The organism is Streptococcus infantis, from assembly GCF_021497965.1.
In the GTDB taxonomy this organism is placed as follows: domain Bacteria; phylum Bacillota; class Bacilli; order Lactobacillales; family Streptococcaceae; genus Streptococcus; species Streptococcus infantis_B.
Map to the genome: position 1 here is coordinate 1557071 of NZ_CP046525.1, position 26016 is coordinate 1583086.

27 protein-coding genes are annotated in these 26016 nt (G+C 42.7%); 10 read left to right on the forward strand and 17 right to left on the reverse strand.

The window, feature by feature from the left end; translation table 11 throughout:
- The first annotated feature begins 91 nt into the window (after nucleotides 1-91).
- The 6 genes from pbp1b to GOM46_RS07660 all read left to right on the forward strand — a co-directional run bounded on the left by pbp1b (nucleotide 92) and on the right by GOM46_RS07660 (nucleotide 6775).
- Nucleotides 92-2644 (forward strand): penicillin-binding protein PBP1B, encoded by a 2553-nt coding sequence (pbp1b, locus tag GOM46_RS07635; RefSeq protein WP_235083500.1) that lies wholly within the window; start codon nucleotides 92-94, stop codon nucleotides 2642-2644.
- Nucleotides 2645-2686: 42 nt separating this feature from the next.
- A complete protein-coding gene (locus tag GOM46_RS07640) occupies nucleotides 2687-3619 on the forward strand; it encodes a DMT family transporter (RefSeq protein ID WP_235083501.1) in 933 nt (310 codons plus the stop codon).
- Between the two features lie 63 nt (nucleotides 3620-3682).
- Nucleotides 3683-4381 (forward strand): 2,3,4,5-tetrahydropyridine-2,6-dicarboxylate N-acetyltransferase, encoded by a 699-nt coding sequence (gene dapD, locus GOM46_RS07645; protein ID WP_235083502.1) that lies wholly within the window; start codon nucleotides 3683-3685, stop codon nucleotides 4379-4381.
- Between the two features lie 62 nt (nucleotides 4382-4443).
- A complete protein-coding gene (locus GOM46_RS07650; protein ID WP_235083503.1) occupies nucleotides 4444-5574 on the forward strand; it encodes an N-acetyldiaminopimelate deacetylase in 1131 nt (376 codons plus the stop codon).
- A 3-nt stretch (nucleotides 5575-5577) separates the two neighbouring features.
- The gene (locus GOM46_RS07655; RefSeq protein WP_235083504.1) at nucleotides 5578-6117 is read left to right on the forward strand and encodes a 5-formyltetrahydrofolate cyclo-ligase; all 540 of its coding nucleotides are present in this window, start codon (nucleotides 5578-5580) and stop codon (nucleotides 6115-6117) included.
- Entirely contained in the window at nucleotides 6101-6775 is a 675-nt protein-coding gene (locus GOM46_RS07660; protein ID WP_235083505.1) for a rhomboid family intramembrane serine protease, read from the forward strand. The genes GOM46_RS07655 and GOM46_RS07660 overlap by 17 nt, the downstream gene beginning before the upstream one ends.
- Nucleotides 6776-6851: 76 nt before the next feature.
- Here the strand turns inward: GOM46_RS07660 and GOM46_RS07665 are convergent, their stop codons facing one another.
- The 5 genes from GOM46_RS07665 to GOM46_RS07685 form a co-directional block, all read right to left on the reverse strand.
- A complete protein-coding gene (locus GOM46_RS07665) occupies nucleotides 6852-8231 on the reverse strand; it encodes a glycoside hydrolase family 1 protein (RefSeq protein WP_235083506.1) in 1380 nt (459 codons plus the stop codon).
- Between the two features lie 108 nt (nucleotides 8232-8339).
- A complete protein-coding gene (locus tag GOM46_RS07670) occupies nucleotides 8340-10193 on the reverse strand; it encodes a proline--tRNA ligase (protein ID WP_235083507.1) in 1854 nt (617 codons plus the stop codon).
- Between the two features lie 16 nt (nucleotides 10194-10209).
- Nucleotides 10210-11466: an RIP metalloprotease RseP gene (gene rseP / locus GOM46_RS07675; RefSeq protein ID WP_235083508.1), complete on the reverse strand. Its 1257-nt coding sequence runs from the start codon at nucleotides 11464-11466 to the stop codon at nucleotides 10210-10212.
- Between the two features lie 21 nt (nucleotides 11467-11487).
- Complete coding sequence (locus GOM46_RS07680; protein WP_006151336.1) at nucleotides 11488-12291, reverse strand: phosphatidate cytidylyltransferase; 804 nt, start codon at nucleotides 12289-12291, stop codon at nucleotides 11488-11490.
- A gap of 7 nt (nucleotides 12292-12298) precedes the next feature.
- On the reverse strand, nucleotides 12299-13051 hold the full coding sequence (locus GOM46_RS07685; protein WP_016466323.1) for an isoprenyl transferase: 753 nt from the start codon (nucleotides 13049-13051) through the stop codon (nucleotides 12299-12301).
- A 213-nt stretch (nucleotides 13052-13264) separates the two neighbouring features.
- Here GOM46_RS07685 and GOM46_RS07690 point away from each other — a divergent pair, with 213 nt between their 5' ends.
- From GOM46_RS07690 to GOM46_RS07705, 4 genes are all read left to right on the forward strand, one after another.
- The gene (locus tag GOM46_RS07690) at nucleotides 13265-13660 is read left to right on the forward strand and encodes a helix-hairpin-helix domain-containing protein (RefSeq protein ID WP_006151340.1); all 396 of its coding nucleotides are present in this window, start codon (nucleotides 13265-13267) and stop codon (nucleotides 13658-13660) included.
- A 292-nt stretch (nucleotides 13661-13952) separates the two neighbouring features.
- Nucleotides 13953-14531, forward strand: a complete 579-nt coding sequence (locus GOM46_RS07695; RefSeq protein ID WP_235083509.1) for a flavin reductase family protein — start codon at nucleotides 13953-13955, stop codon at nucleotides 14529-14531.
- Nucleotides 14518-15087: a GNAT family N-acetyltransferase gene (locus GOM46_RS07700; RefSeq protein WP_235083510.1), complete on the forward strand. Its 570-nt coding sequence runs from the start codon at nucleotides 14518-14520 to the stop codon at nucleotides 15085-15087. The genes GOM46_RS07695 and GOM46_RS07700 overlap by 14 nt, the downstream gene beginning before the upstream one ends.
- 29 nt (nucleotides 15088-15116) lie before the next feature.
- Entirely contained in the window at nucleotides 15117-17768 is a 2652-nt protein-coding gene (locus tag GOM46_RS07705; protein WP_235083511.1) for a valine--tRNA ligase, read from the forward strand.
- A 53-nt stretch (nucleotides 17769-17821) separates the two neighbouring features.
- Here GOM46_RS07705 and GOM46_RS07710 read toward each other — a convergent pair whose 3' ends face one another.
- The 12 genes from GOM46_RS07710 to GOM46_RS07765 all read right to left on the reverse strand — a co-directional run bounded on the left by GOM46_RS07710 (nucleotide 17822) and on the right by GOM46_RS07765 (nucleotide 25968).
- On the reverse strand, nucleotides 17822-18421 hold the full coding sequence (locus GOM46_RS07710) for a response regulator transcription factor (protein ID WP_006151288.1): 600 nt from the start codon (nucleotides 18419-18421) through the stop codon (nucleotides 17822-17824).
- Nucleotides 18422-19519, reverse strand: coding sequence for a sensor histidine kinase (locus GOM46_RS07715; RefSeq protein WP_235083512.1), 1098 nt, complete (start codon nucleotides 19517-19519; stop codon nucleotides 18422-18424).
- Complete coding sequence (locus tag GOM46_RS07720) at nucleotides 19519-20256, reverse strand: ABC transporter permease (RefSeq protein WP_235083513.1); 738 nt, start codon at nucleotides 20254-20256, stop codon at nucleotides 19519-19521. The genes GOM46_RS07715 and GOM46_RS07720 overlap by 1 nt, the downstream gene beginning before the upstream one ends.
- A 1-nt stretch (nucleotide 20257) precedes the next feature.
- Nucleotides 20258-21142 (reverse strand): ABC transporter ATP-binding protein, encoded by an 885-nt coding sequence (locus tag GOM46_RS07725; protein WP_235083514.1) that lies wholly within the window; start codon nucleotides 21140-21142, stop codon nucleotides 20258-20260.
- The gene (locus GOM46_RS07730) at nucleotides 21129-21323 is read right to left on the reverse strand and encodes a hypothetical protein (RefSeq protein ID WP_000709296.1); all 195 of its coding nucleotides are present in this window, start codon (nucleotides 21321-21323) and stop codon (nucleotides 21129-21131) included. Before GOM46_RS07730 ends, GOM46_RS07725 begins: the two co-directional genes overlap by 14 nt.
- Complete coding sequence (locus GOM46_RS07735) at nucleotides 21320-21526, reverse strand: hypothetical protein (protein WP_025170070.1); 207 nt, start codon at nucleotides 21524-21526, stop codon at nucleotides 21320-21322. Before GOM46_RS07735 ends, GOM46_RS07730 begins: the two co-directional genes overlap by 4 nt.
- Nucleotides 21527-21737: 211 nt before the next feature.
- Nucleotides 21738-23405 carry a DAK2 domain-containing protein gene (locus tag GOM46_RS07740; RefSeq protein ID WP_235083515.1) on the reverse strand — a complete coding sequence of 556 codons (1668 nt, stop codon included), beginning with the start codon at nucleotides 23403-23405 and terminating at the stop codon, nucleotides 21738-21740.
- A 2-nt stretch (nucleotides 23406-23407) separates the two neighbouring features.
- Complete coding sequence (locus tag GOM46_RS07745) at nucleotides 23408-23773, reverse strand: Asp23/Gls24 family envelope stress response protein (protein ID WP_000216443.1); 366 nt, start codon at nucleotides 23771-23773, stop codon at nucleotides 23408-23410.
- Between the two features lie 152 nt (nucleotides 23774-23925).
- Nucleotides 23926-24114, reverse strand: a complete 189-nt coding sequence (gene rpmB / locus GOM46_RS07750) for a 50S ribosomal protein L28 (protein ID WP_001140948.1) — start codon at nucleotides 24112-24114, stop codon at nucleotides 23926-23928.
- Between the two features lie 106 nt (nucleotides 24115-24220).
- Nucleotides 24221-24895: a LiaF transmembrane domain-containing protein gene (locus GOM46_RS07755; protein ID WP_235083516.1), complete on the reverse strand. Its 675-nt coding sequence runs from the start codon at nucleotides 24893-24895 to the stop codon at nucleotides 24221-24223.
- A gap of 4 nt (nucleotides 24896-24899) precedes the next feature.
- Nucleotides 24900-25346, reverse strand: coding sequence for a LytTR family DNA-binding domain-containing protein (locus GOM46_RS07760; RefSeq protein ID WP_235083517.1), 447 nt, complete (start codon nucleotides 25344-25346; stop codon nucleotides 24900-24902).
- 118 nt (nucleotides 25347-25464) lie between these two features.
- Nucleotides 25465-25968 carry a phosphatase PAP2 family protein gene (locus GOM46_RS07765; RefSeq protein WP_235083518.1) on the reverse strand — a complete coding sequence of 168 codons (504 nt, stop codon included), beginning with the start codon at nucleotides 25966-25968 and terminating at the stop codon, nucleotides 25465-25467.
- Between the last annotated feature and the right edge of the window lie 48 nt (nucleotides 25969-26016).

Sequence of the window (26016 nt, forward strand, 5' to 3'; positions counted from 1 at the left end):
TTTTGCTGCCTAAACACCTCCAAATCTTGTCTAAGCCTAATTTCTTGCAATAGATGCTTTTATGGTATAATAATAAGAAGTGAGGAAAGAAATGAAGAATAAATTGTTAGAACTTAAAGAAAAAGGACTGGCTTTCCTTCAGTCTCTAAAAACAAAACTAAAAAATATAGATTTGACCAAAATTTGTCCTAAAACTTCTAAGGAGAAAACACAAACAAAGACCAATATCTGGACAATCTTTGCTAATATCTTATTGGGAATCAAGGCAACCTTTAATACCCTTTTTATCATCGCCTTTCTTGGTGGACTTTTGGGCACTGGGGTTGTTTTCGGTTATGCGGTTTCTCTATTTGACAAAGTAACCGTTCCTCAGACGGAGGATCTGATCAAACAGGTGAATGATATTTCATCCATCTCTGAGATTTACTATGCTGACGGATCCATGATCGGTGCTATTGAGAGCGATCTTCTGCGAACATCTGTTGCGTCGGACGCTATTTCAGATAATCTCAAGCAGGCTATCGTTGCAACAGAGGATGAACATTTTGCAGAACACAATGGTGTCGTTCCTAAAGCTGTTATTCGTGCTAGTCTAGGAAACTTTATCGGTCTTGGTTCTTCGAGCGGTGGATCTACTCTGACACAACAGCTCATCAAACAACAAGTTGTTGGTGATGCCCCTACACTCGCTCGTAAAGCTAGTGAAATTGTGGATGCCTTGGCTTTAGAGCGAGCAATGAGCAAGGATGAAATCTTGACAACTTATCTCAACGTCGCTCCATTTGGCCGTAACAATAAAGGTCAAAATATTGCGGGGGCTCAACAAGCAGCCAAAGGTATTTTTGGGGTTGATGCAAATCAGCTAACAATCCCTCAGGCAGCCTTTATAGCAGGATTACCACAAAGTCCTATCTCTTACTCCCCTTATGAAGCGACTGGTGAGATGAAGAATGAAGAGGATATGGAACTCGGAATCAAGCGTTCCAAAGATGTTCTCTACAATATGTATAGAACTGGAGTGCTCAGTCAGGAAGACTACGAAACCTATATAGCATATGACATTAAGCAAGACTTCTTGCCAGCAGAAAGTGTAAACCTAACAGCTAAGGGTTATCTTTACTTCACTGCACTTGATGAAGCGACTAATGTCATGTATGATTATCTGGTCAAAAAAGATAACGTTTCCGAACAAGAGCTTAAGAATGAATCTATTCAGAAATCTTATCGTGAATTGGCTGAAAAAGAAATTCAAAATGGTGGTTACCGTATCACTACTACAATCGATAAAACGATCCATAATGCAATGCAAAATGCAGTGGCAAACTATAGCTACCTTCTAAATGATAGTAGTGGTCAACCTGAAGTCGGAAATGTCTTAATGGATAATAAAACAGGAGCCATCATAGGATTTGTAGGAGGACGAGATTACCAAAGCAATCAAAATAATCACGCCTTTGACACAAAACGATCTCCGGCTTCGACTACCAAACCTATCTTAGCCTATGGTATTGCTATTGACCAAGGCTTGATGGGAAGTGCTAGCATCCTATCAAACTATCCAACGAACTTTGCCAACGGAACTCCGATCATGCACGTCAACAGTCCGGGAACAGCTATGATAAACCTAAAGGAAGCTCTCAATTATTCCTGGAATATCCCGGCCTACTGGACTTATCGTATGCTTCGTGAAAAAGGAGTTGATGTCCGCTCCTATATGGAAAAAATGGGGTATGAAATCCCAGAATACGGTATTGAAAGTCTTCCTATGGGAGGAGGAATTGAAGTTACTGTAGCTCAACATACAAACGGATACCAAACCTTGGCCAACAATGGTGTTTACCATAAAAAATACATGATTTCGAAAATCGAAAAAAGCAGTGGAGAAGTTCTCTATGAACATAAAGACGAACCTGTTCAGGTCTACTCAAAAGCTACTGCAACCATTATGCAAAGTCTACTGAGGGATGTACTTTCATCCCGAATAACTACAAGCTTCCAAAGCGATCTTTATGGTATCAATTCCAGTCTAGCAGGTGCTGATTGGATTGGAAAAACTGGTACAACCAACGAGGAGGGCGATATGTGGCTCATGCTTTCAACTCCACGATTGACCCTTGGTGGCTGGGTTGGTCATGATGATAACAGTCCGTTAGCCAAAGGCGCATATTATCGTAATGCTAAGTATATGGCCCACCTCGTAAACGCTATTCAACAAGCTTCTCCTTCTGCTTGGGGAACTGAGCATTTCAGCCTTGATTCAAGTGTAACATCTTCTCAAGTCCTTAAGTCTACTGGACAGAAGCCTGGTAAGGTCACTATCAACGGCAAAGAGATTGACGTTACTGGAGAAATGGTAACAAGTTACTGGGCTAACCAAGCTGGTGCTCCGACTACTACCTACCGATTTGCTATTGGTGGAAGTGACTCTGATTACCAAAAAGCTTGGAATACGATTGTTGGAAATTTAATAAAACAAGACAACAAAGATAAAGATAAAGACAAGGATAAAGACAAGGATAAGGATAAAGATAAGGATAAAGATAAGGATAAAGATAAAGATAAAGATAAAGATAAGGATAAGGATAAAGATAAAGATAAAAATAAAAATAATAACAGCTCTTCTTCGAATAGGTCCCAACGCTAACATACCTATTATCAAGAGTATGTCACCTAACTCGACTTTTATATGAATCACTATCAAAAAAATATTTTCAAGGGAACCATATATTCCCTCCTTTCCGGATTAATATGGGGTATTTGTGGCATTTTAGGAGAATTCTTCTTTACGCATTATCCAGTCTCCTCTGGGTGGATCACTTCTATGCGACTAAGTCTTGCAGGTGGTTTCGTACTCATCTTGTCCGGCTTTAAGTTCCGTTCACAGTTATTCGATCTTTGGAGAAACCGCAACAATTATCTACCTTTTCTGGCTTATGCTATCTTAGGAATTTTCTCTGTTCAGTATTTCTTCTATCTCTGTGTAGAATACTCTAATGCAACAACGGCAACTATCCTACAATTTATAAGTCCTGTTTTCATTCTCATATACAACCGTCTTATCTACAAGAAAAAAGCTTCTAAAAAAGCAATTTTCTATGTTTTGACTGCTATGCTCGGAGTCTTTCTGATGGCTACTAAAGGCGATCTGTCTAAACTATCCATCACTCCCCTCGCATTGCTGACAGGGCTTCTCAGTGCTCTGGGAGTTATGTTTAATGTTATCTTGCCCCAGCCATTTGCTAAAAAATACGGTTTTGTGCCAACTGTTGGTTGGGGAATGTTGCTGGCTGGACTCTTTAGTAATTTTCTCTATCCTGTTTATAGAATTAGTTTTCAGCTAGATTGGGTGAGTATCTTGATTTGTTTGACCATTTCCTTTTTGGGGACAGCTTTTGCCTTCTTCCTATCGATGAAGGCTGTCTCGCTCGTTTCCCCATTGGTAGTATCCGTTGTCAGTGCTAGCGAACCTTTATCATCTGCTATTCTAAGCGTTCTGTTTCTAGGTCTGGTCTTAGATGGGTACCTGCTACTAGCTATGATCTTGATTATTATTCCCATGATTTTCTTATCCATTGAAGAATCAAAAGATAAACTGAAAGAATCCTCTTTTAACACTTAAGGCTTCAAAATTGAAGCCTTTTTTGGTAGAATAGTAAGCATTACAAAGAGTGAGGAGACACCTATGACTGCTACAAAAATGAATGCACAAGAAATTATCCAATTTATCGCTAATGCTGAAAAAAAGACAAGTGTAAAAGTGACCTTTGAAGGGCAACTTGATGGAGCCATCCCTGCTTCTGTTATCAAGCTTGGGAATGTTCTTTTTGGAGACTGGAAAGATATCGCTCCACTTCTTGAAGGACTTACAGAAAACAAGGACTATGTTGTTGAACAAGACGCCCGCAATTCAGCTGTACCTCTCCTTGATAAACGTGATATCAATGCTCGTATCGAGCCAGGCGCTATCATCCGTGACCAAGTTGAGATTGGTGACAATGCTGTTATCATGATGGGAGCTGTTATCAATATCGGTGCAGAAATCGGTGCTGGCACTATGATTGATATGGGAGCTATTTTAGGTGGACGTGCTATTGTCGGTAAAAATAGTCACGTAGGTGCAGGTGCTGTTCTTGCAGGTGTCATCGAGCCAGCTAGTGCTGAGCCTGTCCGTGTCGGTGACAATGTTCTCATCGGTGCTAACGCTGTAGTTATCGAAGGTGTTCAGATTGGTAGTGGTTCTGTTGTCGCTGCAGGTGCCATCGTTACTCAAGATGTTCCAGAAAATGTTGTGGTAGCAGGCGTTCCAGCTCGTGTTATCAAAGAAATCGATAGCAAAACCCAACAAAAAACAGCGCTAGAAGATGCGCTTCGCACCTTGTAAATAGTAACAGAGGCGGAAACTTTTCCAGCCTCTTTATCGTATTAGTAAAAAGGAAAATAGATATGTTAGATTTGATTCAAACTCGACGCGATCTTCACCAAATTCCTGAGATTGGTTTAGAAGAATTCAAGACTCACGCTTATTTACTCAATGTCATTAAGAAATTAACAGCTGACAAGGATTTTGTTCAGATTCGTACTTGGCGAACAGGTATTTTAGTTTACTTGCAGGGAAGTCAGCCAGAACGTACCATTGGTTGGCGGACAGATATTGATGGACTCCCAATCGTTGAACAAACAGGCCTTCCTTTTGCCTCTCAACACCCAGACCGCATGCATGCTTGTGGGCACGACTTTCACATGACCATTGCACTTGGAAGTCTCGAACGTGCTCTAGAAAAGCAACCTAAAAACAATCTCCTCTTTCTCTTTCAACCTGCGGAAGAAAATGAGGCCGGCGGTATGCTCATGTATGAAGATGGAGCTTTTGGCGACTGGTTACCTGATCAATTCTACGGACTCCATGTTCGCCCCGACTTAAAAGTTGGACAAATTGCGACCAATACTCATACACTCTTTGCGGGTACTTGCGAAGTCAAGATTCGTTTCAAGGGTAAAGGTGGTCACGCTGCTTTTCCACATGAAGCAAACGATGCTCTGGTTGCAACTAGCTATTTTGTGACCCAAGTTCAGTCAGTCGTCAGCCGTAATGTCGATCCTATCGAGGGTGCTGTCGTCACTTTCGGTGTTTTTCAAGCTGGGACAACCAATAATGTCATTGCTGATACAGCCTTCCTGCATGGAACCATTCGAGCTCTTACACACAATATGAGTCTTTTGGTTCAAAAACGTGTCAAAGCTATCGCTGAAGGTGTGGCAGCTGCCTTTGACATGGATGTAGAGATTGAACTCAAACAGGGAGGCTATTTGCCAGTCGAAAATAACCCTGAGTTAGCCAGAGAATTGATGACCTTCTTTGATGAAAAAGAAGGGATTGAACTTATCGATATTGAACCTGCCATGACAGGGGAGGACTTTGGGTATCTTCTTTCAAAGGTTCCTGGAGTCATGTTCTGGCTGGGTATTGATAGTCCCTACGCTCTTCACCATCCAAAGATGAGCCCTAAAGAAGAAGCTCTAGCTATCGGTGTCGAAGCTGTATCAAGCTTTTTAGCAAAGAAAGCTGCGGAATAAACTATGAAAAAAAGCTTACGCAAGCAGGTCTTGCAAGGACTTAAGTCTCTATCCAAAGAAGAAAAGCAGAGCATGAACGCTTGGCTCACAGAGCAGCTCCTTCAACATCCATTCTATAAGGAAGCAAAAAACATCGCCACTTATCTGTCTTTTCCCCATGAATTTCAGACAGCTGAACTCATCGAACAAGCTCAAAAAGATGGAAAGACTATCCTCATTCCCAAAACTTATCCACATGGGAAAATGGATTTGGTTCTATATGAACCAGAGAAGCTCGAAAGAAACTCTTTTGGTCTCCTTGAACCACAGGGGAAAGCTATTGTCTTTGAGCCGTCTCAGATTGACTTGATCCATGTTCCCGGATTAGCTTTCAATACTTCTGGTTATCGGGTTGGCTACGGTGGTGGCTATTACGATCGCTACTTGGAGCATTTCCCAGGTCATACCATTAGTACGCTTTATCCATGCCAGATTCAGGATTTCCAACCGGATCACTACGATATACCAGTTGAGGAGGTACTCATCTATGAAAGAGATTTTTGATCGTCGTTATCCCACCACGAGCTTCTTTCTCCTCGTGACAACGCTAGTTTTTATCATCATGTTTCTAACTAGCGGATTCAATTACACAAGTGCAGCTACCTTGTACCAGTTCGGAGCTATTTATCCTCCTGCCATCAAGGCCATGCCTGAACAAATCTGGCGCTTATTCTCGGCCACCTTTGTCCACATTGGCTTGCAGCACTTTTTTGTTAATATGCTGTCCCTCTACTTTTTGGGACGTCAGATGGAGCAGATCTTTGGCTCTAAACAGTTTTTCTTTATCTATCTTCTATCAGGTATGATGGGAAATCTCTTTGTCCTCGTTTTTAGTCCCAACGCCATTACGGCTGGTGCTTCAACTGCCCTATATGGTATGTTTGCCTCTATTGTCGTTCTCCGTTATGCCTCACGCAACCCCTACCTTCAACAGCTCGGTCAATCTTACCTTTCTCTCTTGGTCATCAACCTAGTAGGTAGTGTTTTAATGCCTGGTATTAGCCTTGCTGGACACGTAGGTGGAGCTGTCGGTGGTGCCTTACTAGCTATTGTCTTCCCAGTTCGAGGAGAACGAAAGATATACAATCCAGGCCAACGTGGTCTAGCAACCCTAGCCTTTATTGCTCTGTCAGCCTTGTTGCTTTTTATCGGATTACTTTAAGACAAATAAAAACCATTGGAAACTCTCTCAGAGAGCTTTATTTCCAATGGTTTTTTGAATTTATTTGAAAAGTTACTTAAAACCCATTATTGTCACTGAGCTCTTTGAACCAGTGGCCTGATTTTTTCAAGCGGCGTTCTTGTGTTTCTAAGTCTAGCTCGACCAAACCATAGCGATTTTTGTAGCTGTTGAGCCATGACCAGCAATCGATAAAGGTCCAAATCAAATATCCTTTACAGTTAGCACCGTCTTCGATAGCACGATGCAGTTCACGAAGGTGACCTTTGACAAAGTCGATACGGTAGTCATCCTGGATCATCCCACTTTCACGGAACTTATCTTCACCTTCAACACCCATCCCATTCTCGGTCAGCATCCACTCAATATTTCCATAGTTTTCCTTGATATTTTGAGCAATGTCATAAATTCCTTGCTCGTAGATTTCCCAACCACGGTGCGGATTGATCTTACGACCAGGCATGACGTAAGGTTCATAGAAATGCTCTGGCAAGAGTGGACTGTCAGGATGCTTAGCAAAACGTGGCGCCATAACACGCAAAGGCTGATAGTAGTTGACTCCTAGGAAGTCAACGGTGTTCTCACGAATGAGTTCCAACTCTTCGGCTGTAGAATCTGGCAGCAAGTCATGCTCAGACAAAATTTCCACTAACTCTTCTGGATATGTTCCTAAAACAGACGGATCTAGGAAAGATTGTGCCTGGAAGAGATCTGCAATACGAGCAGCTTTCACGTCAGCAGGATGTTGGCTACGTGGATAGGCTGGTGTCAAGTTGAGGACAATCCCAATCTTAGAGCCTGGTAAGACTTCATGACAAGCCTTAACTGCAAGAGTGCTCGCCAGTTGTGTATGATAGGCAACCTTAACCGCTGCTTTGGCATCCACCTTATGTGGATAATGGGCATCATAAAAATAGCCAAACTCAACAGGAACGATAGGCTCATTGAAGGTAATCCATTGGTCCACAAGGTCACCGTAGGTTTCAAAGCAGAAACGAGCATAGTCTTCATAAGCCTTAATAGTTGCTTTATTTTCCCAACCATCCCCATCTTCTTGAAGGGCGAAAGGCAAGTCAAAGTGATAGAGATTGACTAAAAGACGAATTCCCTTAGCCTTGATGGCTTCAAATACCTGACGGTAGAAAGCCACCCCTTGAGGATTGACTTCTCCACGCCCTTGTGGGAAAATACGAGACCACTGGATAGAGGTTCGAAAAGCTGTATGTCCTGTTTCTAACAATAGTTCGATATCTTTTTCCCAGTTTTCATAGAAGGTCGACGTCTTATCTGGGCCAATCCCATTGTAGTAACGGTTTGGCTCTACTTGGTACCAATAATCCCAGAGATTATCTCCTTTACCGTCACCAGGAACTCGTCCTTCTGTCTGCGGTCCAGAAGTTGAGGAACCCCAGACAAAATCCTTTGGAAATTTTAGCATAGTACTACCTCTTTTTACGCTTTTAATGTTTACTTTCTCTCATTATAAAGAAAAAACAAGGCAAAAACTAGTTACATTTTTGTCTTGTTTTTCTTCTGATTATAGATTTTATTTGCTGGTTAAGATTTCAAGGGTTTCAAGCAAGTTATCTGCGTGAACTTCGATTGTATCTCCTGTCGCCTTGATCTTCACTTCTACGATACCGTCGGCTGCTTTCTTCCCAACAGTGATACGGATTGGAAGACCGATCAAATCGCTATCGCTGAATTTAACTCCGACACGTTCGTTACGGTCATCTGTCAAGACTTCGTATCCTTTGTTGACCAAGGCTTCTTCGATGCGATTAGTCAATTCAAGACTTGCTTCGTCCTTGACATTAACTGGAATCAAGTGCACATCAAATGGCGCCAATTCTTTAGGGAAGTTGATTCCCCAAGCGTAACGGTATTCACCCTTTGGAGTTTTGTTCACAAAGAGGCGAGCATGTTGCTCCATAACTGCTGAAAGGAGACGGCTGACACCGATACCGTAGCATCCCATGATGATTGGCACAGCGCGGCCATTTTCGTCCAAGACATCTGCTCCCATACTTGCTGAGTAACGAGTACCCAGTTTAAAGATGTGACCAATTTCAATACCACGCGCAAAGTTGAGAACACCTTGTCCGTCAGGAGAAATTTCACCTTCACGAACTTCACGGATATCCACATACTCGGCAGTGAAGTCACGACCTGGGTTTACACCAGTCAAGTGGTAGCCATCTTCGTTGGCACCAGCAACCGCATTACGGCTATCTTGTACCTTGCGGTCAGCGATAATCTTAACATTTTCTGGAAGATTTACTGGGCCAAGAGAACCAAAGTCCGCTCCCAACAATTCTTTCACTTCTGCCTCAGTTGCAGGTTCTAAGAAGTCTGCTCCAAGATAGTTTTTCAATTTAACTTCGTTGAGTTGGTCATTGCCAACGAGTAGAGCCACAACTGGCTCCTCATCTGCAATATAAACCAAGGTCTTGATTGTTTGTTCTTCAGAGACATTCAAGAAAGCAGCCACTTCATCAATCGATTTGACACCTGGTGTTTCCACGCGAGCCACTTGATCTTCAGTCACAACACGATTGCTTGGTTTGTACTCGTTCGTTGCCATTTCCAAGTTAGCTGCATAGCTTGATTCACTTGAGTAAGCAATGGTATCTTCACCAGAAACCATCCATTTGAGCAATTCTGCCTTGATTTCTTCTTGCACTTCTGCAGGAATCTCATCAAATGATGCGACTGACTTGTCTAACACCACCCAACGGTCAAGATCTGTACGAGCAGGTGTGATGGCCATAAACTCTTGGCTATCCTTACCACCCATAGCTCCACCATCACCGATGATGGCTTTGAAGTCTAAACCACTACGAGTGAAGATACGCTCATAAGCTGCCTTATACTCATCATAAGTTACATCCAAACTATCGTAGTTAGCATGGAAGCTATAGCCATCTTTCATGATGAATTCACGCGTACGGAGAAGTCCATTACGTGGACGTTTTTCATCACGGTATTTAGGTTGGATTTGGTACAAGTTTAGTGGCAATTGCTTGTAAGACTTGACAGAATCACGGACAATCGCTGTGAAAGTTTCTTCGTGAGTAGGACCTAGAATAAAGTCAGAACCTTCACGGTTTTTCAATTTGTACAAGTCTTCACCGTAAGTATCATAACGGCCAGACTCACGCCAAAGATCCGCACTGAGAAGGGCTGGAGTCAACATCTCAACCGCACCAATCTTGTCAAATTCCTGGCGCATGATTTTCTTAGCTTTTTCAATAACACGGTTAGCAAGTGGCAGGTAAGAATAGACTCCTGCTGAAACTTGACGAACATAACCAGCACGCAACATAAGGGCGTGGCTGATAACTTGAGCATCGCTTGGCATTTCGCGAAGCGTTGGGATTAGCATTTTACTTTGTTTCATATTTTTCCTCTAATTCTTAAAAGAAGGTTCGCATGATGTCGTTCCAGGTTACGGCGATCATCAAGACAACCATAATCACAACTCCAACTAGAGTAACATAGGTTTCAATTTCTTGTTTCAGTGGTTTGCGGCGAATAGCTTCAATGATGTTGAGCACGATTTTCCCACCATCAAGTGCCGGGATAGGAATCAAGTTGAAAATCCCGATATTGATAGAAATCATAGCCAAGAAGAACAGGACGTTTTCCAGACCATTCTTAGCAGCATCACTACTTGCCTTAAAGATAGCCACAGGACCACCCAATTTATTCAAATCCGGTTGGAAAATCAAGTTTTTCAAAGCATTAAGAATGCGCAAGGCTGAGTCCGCTGCAGATGTGAATCCACCTACAAACATAGACCAGATATCCGATTTGAGTTTCGGTTGAACACCTAAAATATAACGCCCTTGACTTTCCTCAGGTGTCACACTGACTTGTTTTTCAGTTCCATTTTCAGAGACTGTCACATCTAAAACAGGTGCTGTTTTATCCTTGGTCTCTGCTTCCACTGCCTGAATCAAATCTTGCCAGTTACTGATTTCGTGTGAACCGACTTTAGTGATTTGGGCCGTATTTTCAACACCGACCTTTGCAATCGCGCTATCAGGGATGATACTAAAGTTATTACTTTGTGTATCACGAACACCACCTTGCATGAAAATCAAAATCCAGAAGACGATAACTCCTAGGATAAAGTTATTCATGGGGCCTGCAAAGTTGGTAATTAACTTGCCCCAGACAGTCGCATTTTGATATTGGACGTCTAGCGGAGCGATACGAACTTCCGTTCCATCAGATTCCACAATAGTTGCGTCATGGTCTACGGAGAACGTTTTTTCCTCTTCCAAAACCAAACCAGTGATAAAGAGTTTATCCTCAAAGTCATATTGGGTTACCTGCATCGGAAGTGCTGTTTGGTCGACCTTCTTCCCAGAAATATTGATACGCTTAACCTTGCCATCTTCGGCTAAAGTCAAACTAACAGGAGTTCCTGTCTTAATCTCTGTGGTATCCTCGCCCCAACCTGCCATGCGGACATAACCACCCAGCGGTAGGAGACGAATCGTGTAAGCTGTCCCGTCTTTCCCGATATGGGCAAAGATTTTTGGACCCATTCCAATGGCAAATTCACGAACCAGAATGCCAGACTTCTTGGCAAAGTAAAAATGTCCGAACTCGTGAACCACCACTATAATTCCAAAAACAAGGATAAAGGTTAATAATCCTATCATTTAATTTCTGTTCACCTTTCCTTAAAATAAGCCAAAGAGGTGCATAATAGGGAAAACTGCTAGCATAGAATCAAAACGATCCAGTACTCCGCCATGCCCTGGAATAAAGAATCCTGAATCCTTGACTCCAAAATGGCGTTTCATGGCACTTTCAATCAAATCACCTAATTGACCTGCAATACTAAAGAAAATTGCAAAGAGCATCATTTTATAAATGCCGTAAGGAAGGGCAACTGTGCTATCCACTAACATAAAGATGAGTGTGACAAGCATAGCAGCTACAATCCCACCAAAAGCTCCTTCTACTGATTTGTTAGGAGAAACTCTTGGAGCCAATCTTCTCTTTCCAAAATTCATACCCACTAGGTAGGCACCACTATCTGTTGCCCACACGATACAGAGAGCCAAGAGTGCTTTATCCAAGCCAGCGATTCGAGCATCGACTAAAGCGTTGAATCCAAAACCAACATAGAAGCTCATAGCAATTGGGAAGGCGGCATCCTCAATCGTGTAGTTTTTGCTGAAGACAGTCGCTCCAAGCATAACAAAAATTACAACACTGTATGCGACGACATTTCCATCTACGGGCAAAAAGGCCAGATAGTTTTCCAAGGGGATGGTTAGTACGAAAGTTGCTAGCAAGGTCAACAAGCCCTCAGGGGTCATGGTATTTAAACCTTTCATCTGGAGCAATTCATGAACTCCAAGCATGGCTAAAATTCCCATCACAATCTGTAGCCACAGTCCTCCAACCATCAAGAGTGGGATAAAGATAGCTAGGGCCAAAGCGGCAAATATGGTCCTCTTTATTAAGTCCTTTTTCATAATTTTCCTATACTCCTCCAAATCGACGATTGCGGCGGTTAAACTCTGCAATAGCTTCCTTCAAGGCTTCCTCATCAAAGTCAGGCCACAAGACATCTGTGAAATAAAGTTCACTATAAGCTGCTTGCCAAGGCAAGAAATTACTCAAACGAAGCTCGCCACTAGTTCGGATGATTAAATCTGGATCGCGCAAGGTTTTCGGCAAATGTCCCGTAAAGAGATATTCCCCAATCAACTCTTCTGTAATATCGCCTGGATTCACCTTGGCATCCAAAACATCCTGCGCAATCAACTTGACTGCCTGTGTAATTTCAGCTCGTCCACCGTAATTAAGGGCAAAATTGAGAATCAAACCAGTATTCAACTTTGTCAACTCTTCTGCCTTTTTCAAAGCCTCGAAAGTTTGTTTAGGCAAACGATCCGTTTCCCCTATCATTTGAATCTTCATGTTCTTTTGATGCAACTCAGGGACATACTTATCGTAAAATTCAACCGGAAGGTTCATGATAAACTTAACTTCCTGGTCTGGACGAGTCCAGTTTTCAGTTGAAAAGGCATAAACTGTCATAGCCTTGACACCCATATCACTAGCAGCAATGGCTACTGTTCTCAAAGCATCCATCCCAGCCTTATGACCAAAGACACGTGGCTGCATGCGTTTTTTAGCCCAACGACCATTCCCATCCATGATAACTCCGATGTGAGCTGGCACTACCGCTGGTGTTTCTGTAACTTTATCTTTTTTTAAAAATCCAAACATGATTGTATTCCTATTCAAAAATCTATCGTTTCATTATACCATATTTTTCGCATTTCTTCTAACATCTTTTCTTATTCTAAGGCGGAATTTCCTATATAACTCCTATCTTTCTAAACTAACAAGCCTTGCATTTCCTAAAGAAAGTTGATACAATAAAACATAAAGATTTATCCTTGTTCAGTCACAGGGGTTTTTTATTGAAAGGATCTTATCATGTCAAAAAAACTACAACGTAAAAAACAATTAAGAAACAGCCTTCGTCGCTCAGGCGCACTTTCAAACGCAGTTAACAAGGTTGTCGAAGAAACAAAAAAAGTTGTGAAACACGCTGAAAAAGCTGCAAACAACGCAGGTAAAGCTGTTTCTAAGCAAGTTGAAAAAACTGTAGAGGCAACTAAAGAACAAGCTCAAAAAGTTACAAGCTCTGTAGAAGAATTCGCAGCTAACCTAGGTGGACTTTCAGTCGACCGTGCCAAGACTTTCTACGATGAAGGAATCAAATCTGCTGCTGACTTCAAAAACTGGACAGAAAAAGAACTCCTTGCTTTGAAAGGAATCGGTCCAGCTACAATCAAGAAATTAAAAGAGAACGGCATCAAGTTCAAGTAATCTTTCTTGTTCCTTGCATTTCCGTCAAAAACTTGTTAAAATATAGCCATTAGAGGTGTTTTGAGTCCCACATTTTACAGAAAGTGGCGGAGCTGAGAAGTCCACAAATGTGTCAAAACTGGTTGCTAATGGATGAAATTAAAAAATGAAATATAAATGTCTTTTTGTTTAAAAGACGAGAGATGCGGGCTCTGCCCGAAATTGGGTGGTACCGCGGATTAAACACATTCGTCCCTGTCAGATTGATGACAGGGGCGATTTTTTTGTTGCAGCCTAGCAAAAGGAAGTTGTCATGAAACAATCTTTTAAAACCAGCAAACTCTATTTTGGTTTCCCTATCTTCATTTTGGGGTATCAGGACCAGAACTTTGGACACAATATCACGACCTGCAGTTCCTCTTATAGCCTGGGCGATTGGCTAGTCATCGGTGTTGGTGCTGAGGAAAATGCGGCAGACCAGATTAAGCATTATCAACAGTTCACCGTGAACATCCCTGACGAAAACCTCATGCTTGAGATGGAGCAGGCTGGCTTTATCAGCCATCGGGAGAAATTGAAACACCTGGGCCTTGACTATGAGATTTCTGAACGAACTCAGGCGCCGATTTTAGAGGCTTGTCCAGTCGTTTTAGATTGCCAGGTAGATCGAATTATCGAGGAAGATGGCATCTGCCATATCTTTGCCAAGATTCTTGACCGTCTGGCTGATCTAGAGCTCTTAGATGACAAAGGACATTTTATAAATGACCGATTTGCGCCAACTTACTTTATGGGGGACGGCCACCAGCGTGTTTATCGTTATCTGGACGACCGAGTCGATTCCATGGGAAGCTTTATCAAGAAAGCGAGGAAAAAGGATGACAAGAGCTGAACTGCCAGAACGAATCGAAACGGAGCGTCTGGTCTTACGAGTCCGTACAGTAGCGGATGCTGAGGATATTTATACCTACGCTAGTCTCCCAGAAGTTTCTTACCCAGCAGGTTTTCCACCTGTCAAAACCTTGGAAGACGAGATTTATTATCTGGAGCATATCCTTCCTGAGCGCAATCAAAAGGATAATCTCCCAGCAGGCTATGGAATTGTGGTCAAAGGGACTGATAAAATCATCGGCTCTGTTGATTTCAACCATCGCCACGAAGATGATGTGCTGGAGATTGGCTATACCTTGCACCCCGACTATTGGGGACGAGGATATGTCCCAGAAGCAACGCGAGCCTTGATTGACTTAGGCTTTAAAGAATTGGGTCTTCACAAGATTGAACTGGTCTGCTTTGGCTACAATGTCCAAAGTCAACGAGTCGCGGAAAAACTTGGCTTTACCCTCGAAGCTCGCATAAGAGATCGCAAAGATGCTCAAGGCAACCGCTGTGATGATTTGAGATACGGCTTGCTGAAGAGTGAGTGGGAAACTAAAGGTCAACATTAAAAATAGAAATAACTAGAAAGGACACACACATGTCTAAAGAACTTTCACCTAAATACAATCCAGCCGAGGTTGAGGCTGGTCGTTACCAAAAATGGCTTGATGAAGATGTTTTCAAGCCTTCAGGCGATAAAAAGGCTAAGCCTTATTCTATCGTTATTCCACCACCAAACGTAACTGGTAAACTCCACCTTGGTCACGCTTGGGATACAACGTTGCAAGATATCATCATCCGTCAAAAACGTATGCAAGGCTTTGATACGCTTTGGCTTCCAGGGATGGACCACGCGGGGATTGCCACCCAAGCTAAGGTTGAGGAGCGCTTGCGTGGTGAGGGCATCAGCCGTTACGACCTTGGTCGTGAATCTTTCTTGAGTAAGGTCTGGGAATGGAAAGACGAGTATGCCACTACCATCAAGGAACAATGGGGCAAGATGGGACTCTCTGTAGACTACTCTCGTGAGCGTTTCACTCTTGACGAAGGTTTGTCAAAAGCCGTGCGCAAGGTCTTTGTGGACCTATACAAAAAAGGCTGGATCTACCGTGGTGAATTTATCATCAACTGGGACCCAGCGGCTCGCACAGCCCTCTCTGATATTGAGGTAATCCACAAGGACGTCGAAGGTGCCTTCTACCACATGAACTACATGCTGGAAGATGGCTCACGCGCCCTTGAAGTTGCGACAACTCGTCCTGAGACTATGTTTGGGGACGTTGCGGTTGCGGTCAATCCAGAAGACCCACGCTACAAGGACTTGATTGGTAAAAACGTCGTCCTTCCTATCGCTAATAAATTGATTCCAATCGTTGGGGACGAACACGCAGATCCTGAATTTGGTACTGGTGTCGTTAAAATCACACCTGCCCACGATCCAAACGACTTCTTGGTTGGTCAACGCCATAACTTGCCACAAGTCAACGTCATGAACGATGACGGAACCATGAATGACTTGGCCTTTGAATTTGCAGGTATGGACCGTTTTGAAGCTCGTAAGGCAGTCGTTGCTAAGCTAGAAGAAATCGGTGCCCTCGTTAAAATCGAAAAACGTGTCCACAGTGTTGGTCACTCAGAACGTACAGGTGTCGTGGTTGAGCCACGCTTGTCTACGCAATGGTTCGTGAAGATGGACCAATTGGCTAAAAATGCTATTGCCAACCAAGACACAGAGGACAAGGTAGAATTCTACCCACCTCGTTTCAACGATACCTTCCTTCAATGGATGGAAAATCTCCACGACTGGGTAATCTCTCGTCAGCTCTGGTGGGGTCACCAAATCCCTGCTTGGTACAATGCTGAGGGTGAAATGTACGTTGGTGAGGAAGCACCTGAAGGTGACGGATGGACTCAGGATGAAGACGTCTTGGATACGTGGTTCAGTTCTGCCCTTTGGCCATTCTCAACTATGGGCTGGCCTGATGTCGACTCAGAGGATTTCAAACGTTACTTCCCAACTTCAACCTTGGTAACAGGTTACGACATCATCTTCTTCTGGGTATCTCGTATGATCTTCCAATCTTTGGAATTCACTGGCCGTCAGCCATTCCAAAATGTCCTTATCCACGGTCTCATTCGTGATGAGCAAGGACGCAAGATGTCTAAATCTCTCGGTAACGGGATTGACCCAATGGATGTGATAGAGAAATACGGTGCCGATGCCCTCCGTTGGTTCCTTTCAAACGGTTCAGCACCAGGGCAAGACGTACGCTTCTCTTATGAGAAAATGGATGCTTCATGGAACTTCATTAACAAGATCTGGAACATCTCTCGCTACATCCTCATGAACAATGAAGGCTTGACCCTTGAGCAAGCAACTGCCAATGTGGAAAAAGTGGTTAACAAGGAAGCCGGAAATGTCACAGACCGCTGGATTCTCCACAACCTCAACGAAACGATTGGTAAGGTCACTGAAAACTTTGACAAGTTTGAGTTTGGTGTGGCTGGGCACATCCTCTACAACTTCATCTGGGACGAGTTTGCGGACTGGTACGTTGAGTTGACCAAGGAAGTCCTTTATAGCGATAACGAAGAAGAGAAAGTCATCACACGTTCTGTTCTCCTTTATACTTTGGACAAAATCCTTCGTCTCCTTCACCCAATTATGCCATTTGTGACAGAGGAAATCTTCGGACAAATCTCAGAAGGCTCTATCGTTACAGCGGAATACCCAACTGTTAACCCAGCCTTTGAAGACCTTGCAGCTCACACTGGTGTAGAAAGTCTCAAAGACTTGATCCGTGCTGTTCGTAATGCGCGTGCAGAAGTAAACGTAGCACCAAGCAAGCCAATCACAATCCTTGTGAAGACAAGTGATAGCGATTTGGAAGCCTTCTTTAACAGCAATGTCAACTACATCAAACGCTTCACAAATCCAGAACACTTGGAAATCGCATCAAACATCCCTGCACCTGAACTCGCAATGTCAAGCGTCATCACAGGAGCAGAAATCTACTTGCCACTGGCAGACCTCCTCAATGTTGAAGAAGAACTCGCTCGCCTCGATAAGGAACTCGCTAAATGGCAAAAAGAACTGGATATGGTCGGTAAGAAGCTCTCTAACGAACGCTTCGTAGCCAATGCCAAACCAGAAGTCGTCCAAAAAGAACGCGACAAACAAGCCGACTACCAAGCGAAGTACGACGCGACAGTAGCACGTATTGATGAGATGAAGAAGTTGGTGAAATAAATATAAAAAAATCTCTTAGATTCATTTCTAAGAGATTTTTTTCTTTCTCTCCCTCACAACCAGCCTTCTTCTTCGGCAGTTTTGGCTGCTTCGGTTCGGTTGCTGGCGCCTAGTTTGGAGAGGATATTTGTCATGTAATTACGGACGGTGCCGTTTGAGAGGTAGAGCTTATCCGCAATTTCTTGGTTGGACAGGCCCTGGGCAACTCCATGTAGAACAGCGACTTCTTGCTCGGTCAAGGGATTGGGATGGGTCATCATGACTTCCATCAGCTCTGGAGAATACTCCTTGCGCCCCTCTAACACCGTATGCAGGGTTTGCATGAGCTCGGCGATGCTCCGCTCTTTCAAGACATAGGCGTCTACTCCTGCTTTGACCGCTCGTTCAAAATAACCTGGGCGTTTAAAGGTCGTAACGATAACTACCTTGGTTTCAGGTACTTCTTGTTTGATCCACTCGAGAGCTTCGAGTCCCGTCTTGACTGGCATTTCAACGTCAAGGATGGCAATATCTACTGCTTCTTTCCCCAAAATCTCAATAGCCTCGGCTCCATTTTTCGCCTGCAAGACAGTCTCTACATCTGGCTGAAAACTTAAGAGCTGGCACATGGCGTCTCTAAGCATACTTTGATCTTCTGCGACTAATACTTTCATCTACTTTCTCTCCTTATAAGGCAGATGCACGCGCACCTCTGTTGGATGTTTCAAGCTGACCAGCTCTACTTGACCTGAGAAGGCTGCAACACGATCTCGGACTGTATGGAGTTCATTTCCTTTTACAGTTGCAAAACCTTTCCCATCATCTCTGACCGTCAATAGCAATTCCTGATCTGTACGTTCCAGTTTTAGATAGGCTTTTTCAGCACTGGAATGTTTGATGATATTGGTCGCCAGTTCTAACAAAATCATAGCAGCCGTCGACTCCACATCCTGGGTCAGGCTAGCCTTGTCCAATTGATTGTCAACCTCAACCTCAATTCCAGCAATCTCTAGCATTTTTTTGACAGTTTCAAGTTCTGATGCTAAGGTCCGTGATTTCAGATTTTCCACAATGGTCCGCACTTCATTCATGGAATCCTTGCTTATCTGGTGAATTTCTTTTAATTCCTTCTCCACCTGTGGATAAGCCTGCATTTGAAATAACTGCAAGGCTAGATCAGTTTTAACACTCAGCATGGCAAAGGTGTGTCCCAAACTATCATGCAAATCCTGACCAATACGACTGCGTTCATTTTCAGCAAGCAATAGATTTATCTGGGCATTTTGCTTAGCCTGAGCTTCTTTCAAATCCTCTACAATCCGAATCCGAACCAAACCAAAAGTCATTAAATCGACAAAAGTAATAATTCCAAGTATAAATACTAAAAACTCAACTCCGATTTCCTGAAAAATCACAAGTTGCCCCACAACAAGAACTTGAGTAAGGAGAAAAGTTTGAACATGTAAAGAATTAAAACTACGTACACCGAAATGATAAGTTAAAAGATTGGAAAGGAAAAAGAAGAACCAAACATAATTTACAGCAACAAAGGCGGTATACCCAGCTACATAGGCTAGCATGATAATCCAACAGAGCCAGGATAAACGCTGACTCTTTGTGGTTAAAACGCCTAAGTAAGCCGAGACAAATAGAATATCAATCAATAAATGCCAGCTAGGAAGCTCCCCAGTCACTACAGGAAGGATGGGGAAAACCATAAAAATTAAACTGGCCCAAAACATATAGTGTATGCTTTTCAGTCTTTCAAGCATTAAGCATTCTCCTTATGACCTTGAAGGTAAATAGTAAAACCAAATAAAACTGCTGAAAAAACAAGTAGATAAACTGAGGCTGATAGATTGATGCTAGCCTCATTTAAGAAGGTCTTGAGCAACTCCATCAACTGATAAGTTGGTAGGCACTTCCCGATTGCCTGCATCCAGTCTGGAAATAAAGAGATAGGCATCCAGAGTCCACCTAACACAGCCAAGCCTAGATAGAGAAGATTGCCCACGACTGACATCAGCTGACTAGTTGGTAAGAGAGTCAATGTCAAACCAATCGCTACAAAAGCTACACTTCCAACTATCAACAAGAGTGCTGATCCAACCCAACTTCCTAGAGGCATATCCACACCTCTGACAAAATGCCCAACTGAGAAAACAACCAGGATTGAGACCAAATAATCAACCATCATACTTGTTATCTTTGATAGATAATATTCTACCATATTTACAGGGGTATGGCCTAATGTTTTCTGCCAGTTGTTGATCTTATCGGTATGTAAAACAGCTGGGAATGAAAACATAGCTGTCGACATCATGGAAAAGGCTGTCATGGAGATGAGGTAGTCACGCATAAAATTATCTGGTCCACCGGGTGTGTCCTGGTACATGCCTGAAAAGAATAAATAGAATGCTGTCGGCATCCCTACGGATAACAGATAATAGACTAATTGTCGTTTGGTCAATAGAAATTCTATCTTGTTTAGTGCGATCCATCGTTTCATCTTAGTCATCTCCCTTCTGTGTTTCTTCAAAGATTGTATCTAGCAAACTACGGTTATTAACTTCGATTTCTTGTATGCTACATCCTGCTTGCACTAACAGTTGCCAAAAATCATCCGCTTCACGTGTAACTACTTGCAAAGCATCTTGTTTTTGTGACCAGTTTTCAACCAAGTTAGACTGCTCAATGACTTCCTTGTATGCTAGAGGAAGGATAAAGTGCTTTTCAATCTCCTCACTGCGCATGGCTAGAGGTGTTGTATCGCGAATCAACTCTCCCTTATTCAAGACCAAGATTCGGTCTGCTGTATGCTCTACCTCTTCGATATAATGGGATGAATAGAGAATGGTGACTCCCTGCGCTTTTAGATCCTGGACAATTTCCCAAAAACGTTGACGAGTTGAGGTATCCATGGCTGCAGTAGGCTCATCCAAAAAGACAAGCTTTGGTCGGCCAATCAAGGTCAAGACAAAAGAGAAGAGACGCTTTTGCCCACCTGACAATTTTTCTGCCAACTGTTCTTTTTGTTGCTGGTCAAACTGCAATAGTTGATCGATCTCCTGGTTGCTCAAGGGATTTGGGTAAATGCTTTGAAAGAAAGCAATCAACTCTTTGACCTTTAATTTCTGAACGATAACATTTTCTTGAGGCAGGTAGCCTCTAATATAGTCTAACTGAGAACTCGTCACTGGCAAGCCTTGGATAGATACTTGACCGCTGGTGACTAGCTTATCTCCAAGCAAACAGTCCAAAAGAGTTGTCTTTCCGGCACCATTGGGCCCAATCAAGGCGACGCATTCACCTTCAGCTACCTCAAAGGAAATATCCTTCAAAATAGCCTTGCCCTTGATGGTTTTATTTAAGCTTTCTACCTTAATCATGTTCATGATATTCTCCTTTCAACCACTCCTTCCCCATCGGAAAGGCGATAAAAATCATAAATCCTAGACCCCAAGCACCGCGAATGACTTGGTGAAGGAAGGCTTGGTCAAACCACCCTGTAAACATTTCGACCAACCATACCACTAGTGATAGTGCAATAAAGAGATAGAGAATCGCTTTTTTCATTTTTCAAACTCCTTTTTCACATCTGAGACCAATTTCAAACCTTCTCGGATCAACCAAGACATCATACCAAATCCTGCAAATAACTCCCAAGGAAAATGATAGAAGCCTTCGTCCAATCCTGAAAACATGAGATAAGTCATGACTCCTGCTGCTACTAAACTCATTGCGACAATTACTTTATGTTTCATTTTTTCTTCCTCCATTTGATACACCTATTATAATTCTTTGAAGGTTGTGTCACTAGAAGCTTCTGTCATGAGGAGATATGACAAATGTCACAAAAAAATGATGGAATAAAAATTACCAGATTGGATCGATTGTCTAGCCCCCGATCAGCTACCAGCTCAAAAACTCATTGCAAACAAAAAAGAGACCAGGAACGTTTGTCCTGACCTCTTTCTTTTTATTTAATCTTTATTCCACACTGAAAAGATATGGGTAAACTGGTTGTTGACCTTGGTGAATTTCTACTTCAACATCTTCGAATTCTTCTGCGATCTCTTGAGCAATTTCATTTGCCAATTCTTCGCTTCCGTCTTCTCCGACATAGAAAGTTACGATTTCACTGTCTTCGTCCAACATGTGTTTCAAAGTTTCAGTCAAGGTTTGGTGCATATCAGGGTTTGATACGAGGATCTTACCATCTACCATACCAAGATTGTCATTTTCATGGATTTCCAAACCATCGATAGTTGTATCACGAACGGCTGTTGTTACACTACCGCTGATGACATCGCCAAGAGCTGCAGTCATGCGTTCTTTATTTTCTTCGATTGATTTGCTTGGATCAAAGGCAAGAAGACTAGTCAATCCTTGAGGAATTGTACGAGCTTCTACCACAACAGCTGGTTGTTCCAATACTTCAGCTGCAGATTGAGCTGCCATGAAGATGTTTTTGTTATTTGGCAAGAAGATGATGTTGCGAGCATTAACTTGCTCAACAGCCTTGACAAAATCTTCTGTAGAAGGGTTCATGGTTTGTCCACCTTCGATGACATAGTCCACACCTTGTGCACGGAAGATGTCTGCCAATCCTTGTCCAGCTACTACTGCGATAAGGGCATATTCTTTTTCTTCAGCTGGCTTGCTAACTTGAGCTGCTTCTTTTTCCACTTGTGCTTCGTGTTGGTTACGCATGTTATCGACTTTAACCTTGACCAAGCTACCGTATTTAAGTCCTTCTTGCAAGACAAGCCCTGGATCTTCTGTATGGACGTGAACTTTAACGATTTCGTCGTCATTGACAACAAGTAGAGAGTCCCCTAGATTGTTCAAGTAGTTACGGAATTCTTCGTAGTCAAAGTCTTTAGCATAAGTTGGGCCTTGTTTGAGGGCAACCATGATTTCAGTACAGTAACCAAAAGTAATGTCTTCTGTTGCCACATGTCCAGCTACAGACTTGTGGTGTTCAGCATTGATCATCTCACTCATGTTTGCTGGAGTAGCAACAAAGTCCTCAGAAGCGCTGTATTCACCAGTAAGAGCTGAAAGGAAACCTTCATAGATGAAGACCAAACCTTGACCACCTGAGTCCACAACTCCAACTTCCTTCAAAACTGGAAGCATTTCAGGAGTTTTAGCAAGAGCTGCTTTAGCTCCTTCTAAGGCTGCACGCATAACTTCAACTGCGTCATCTGTTTGCTCTGCTTTTTTCTTAGCACCGATGGCAGCTCCACGTGATACAGTCAGGATAGTTCCTTCAACTGGCTTCATAACAGCCTTGTAAGCTACTTCTACACCAGATTGGAAGGCAAGGGCCAAATCTTGACCTGTAAGTTCATCTTTTTCCTTGATAGCTTGTGAGAATCCACGGAAAAGCTGAGAAGTGATAACTCCTGAGTTTCCACGCGCACCCATCAAAAGACCTTTAGCCAAGATACTTGCAGCCTCACCAACTGTTGAAGCTGGTTTGTCTGCGACTTCCTTAGCACCATTTTCAATAGTCATCCCCATGTTTGTTCCTGTATCTCCATCTGGAACTGGGAAGACGTTCAATGAATTGACATATTCGGCTTGCTTGTTCAAACGAGTTGAAGCAGCCTGTACCATTTCTTGAAATAAGCTTGTAGTAATATTTGACACGATTATTCTCCTACAACTTTGATATTTTGAATGTAGACATTCACAGTTTGAGCAGTGATTCCAAGTTGATTTTCCAAACTAAAACGAACACGCTCTTGGATATTTTTTGAAACTTCACTGATCTTTGTACCGTAGCTCAATACAGTATATACATCAACTGCAATACTACCGTCTTCAGCAGCTTTAACGACTACACCTTTTGAATAATTTTCCTTACCAAGAAGGGCTTGGAAATTATCTTTGAGGGCATTTTTACTAGCCATACCGACTACACCAAAAATTTCAGTTGCTGCACCACCTACAACAGTAGCGATTACATCATCTGTCAGTTCGACTTGACCATCTTTTGTATTAATTTTTACAGTCATTTTTTTTACCTCAACTAGTTGATACTCTATTTTATCATATTTCAGCCCAACTGTAAAAGCAGAATGATGTATCATCGGATATTTGCTTGATTTTTCAAATGATTTCAGCTTTCGAGCAAAAGAAAAAGACCCCTTAGGTCTTTTCATGTTTATTAAACGCGTTCTACTTTTCCTGATTTCAAAGCACGAGCTGAAGCCCAAACTTTTTTAGGTTTACCATCGATAAGAACAGTAACTTTTTGAAGGTTTGGTTTTACGGCACGTTTAGTTTGGTTCATCGCGTGTGAACGGTTGTTTCCTGATACAGTCTTACGACCTGTAAAGTAACATACTTTAGCCATTGTGTTTTCCTCCTATTAGATCTAATATAGCGGATGTGCTAGCACCACATACCGTACTATGTTATCACACTTTCTCCATTTTGGCAAGGGAATTGGAAGACTTTTTTTATTTGACGTAGACGACACCAAGTTTCCCGAAAGCTACGTCTCCACGGATAATCAAGGTTTTGCTGGTTGGGGCTACAGGAGCATCTGCCTTGGCTGCACCACAGAAAGTTTCCACCTTAAGATCCACTCTCCAGTGTTGGGGCACATAGATAACTGCATTCCCAAATCCGACTTCTATCTTCAAGGTTGCGCTATCACCTAACATTTCTGCATTGTCATAATAAATCTTAGCATTCCCAAATCCGACTTCAAACTCGTCTTCTACCAAATCTTGGTTCTGCTTGTAAAAGGTTCCGCTACCAAAAGCAACTTCCTTTTCTGTAAGAATGGTCTTTTCACCGTCATACCACCATTTTTTCCCATTCCAAGTTCTATTAGTATGAGTCAGCATACTAACTCCGAGAACGATTAGAACCCCCGCCCAGAATAGCGACTGATTGGGAATAGGTAGAATAGCATAAAAATGATTGGCAATCAATAGGGCCACTAGGACTGTAAAAGAGGCTGAAGTAAAGTGGCGACGAAGCAAAGCTCCAACTGATTGATAGGCAAAAAATCCAATCCCAATCAAGGGCCAAATCTGCCCTCCAAGTGAAGGAATCCCAAAATTCCCCTGTAACAATACTAAAGCTGCCAATACTAGCAACACAATACCAAATGCTTTCTTTTTCATCTTCTTACCTCATGTTTCTTAGATTTTCTTTTAGGAGGGATTGGTAGTGTCGTGACACGTGCACCTCCTTGTGGGTCTGATAAAAGGAAATAGTTCCTGTCCCTGAGAAGGACTTGTCCACCGAGTAGACCTGCCGGAGATTGGCAATGGTCGACTTGGATACCCGACTGAAATAGCGGGGCAGGATGGACTCTAGTTCATAGAGCTTGAGCCGAACCTCGTAGGCATCTTTCTGGGTATGGGCGTAAATCTTGTTGCCTTCCGTCTCAAAAAAGAGGATTTCTGCCAAGTCTAAGTAGTACTCACCCGTCCCCTTATAAAAAATCAACCTAGGAGCCTTGGTTTCTTGCAAGAGTCGTTGCAAGTCAGCTATTTCATCTGTCAGGGCTGCAGCCTTGATGACAATTTCTGTCTCAGTTAATTCACTATTTATCTCGATTCGTAACTTCATCCTATCTCCTTTCTGCATCTACTATACCAAAGCCCATAAGACTTTACAAGGGCAAAAAAGCAAGTGGTCATTTTTGACCCGTAAGTGGTTACGAGGCCAAACCCACTTGCTTTGATTTTTACAACATAAAGAAAAGAATTCCCCAGAGGAGTCCACAGGCATAGCCTACTAGAACATCCTTGGGATAATGAACGCCACCCAAGACTCGGACCAGACCGAGAAGAGCTGACAAGACCAACAAAATCAACCCCGCAGACAAATTTGCGTGCAAGCAAGCCATGGAAATGATGGTCGCTGAAAAGACATGGCGACTGGGCATTGAATTACCAGAACTGTCCTTTTCAAGTAGTGGGACAATTCCCCAAGTTTCATAGGGACGTGGTTGATTGATCCACTTACGAACAAGCGTCAATAGGATAAAGCCAGAAGCTGGCACTAAGATATAAGCATAAAGGTCGTTCCCTATTCCCTTACTTATAAAACTTGTCCCCAACAAGGTCAAGTATGCTAAGGGCATCAGAACTGTCATCATGCGATTAAAGACTCGCATCAGTTGTAATCCTTGTGGTTGTCGAAGAAGGCTTGATTTCCTCTTGTCGTACCACTCTTGATAGTTTTTCATATATTTTCTCGTTATTTTTAGATTTTACACAAGAAGCCTACTAGCATC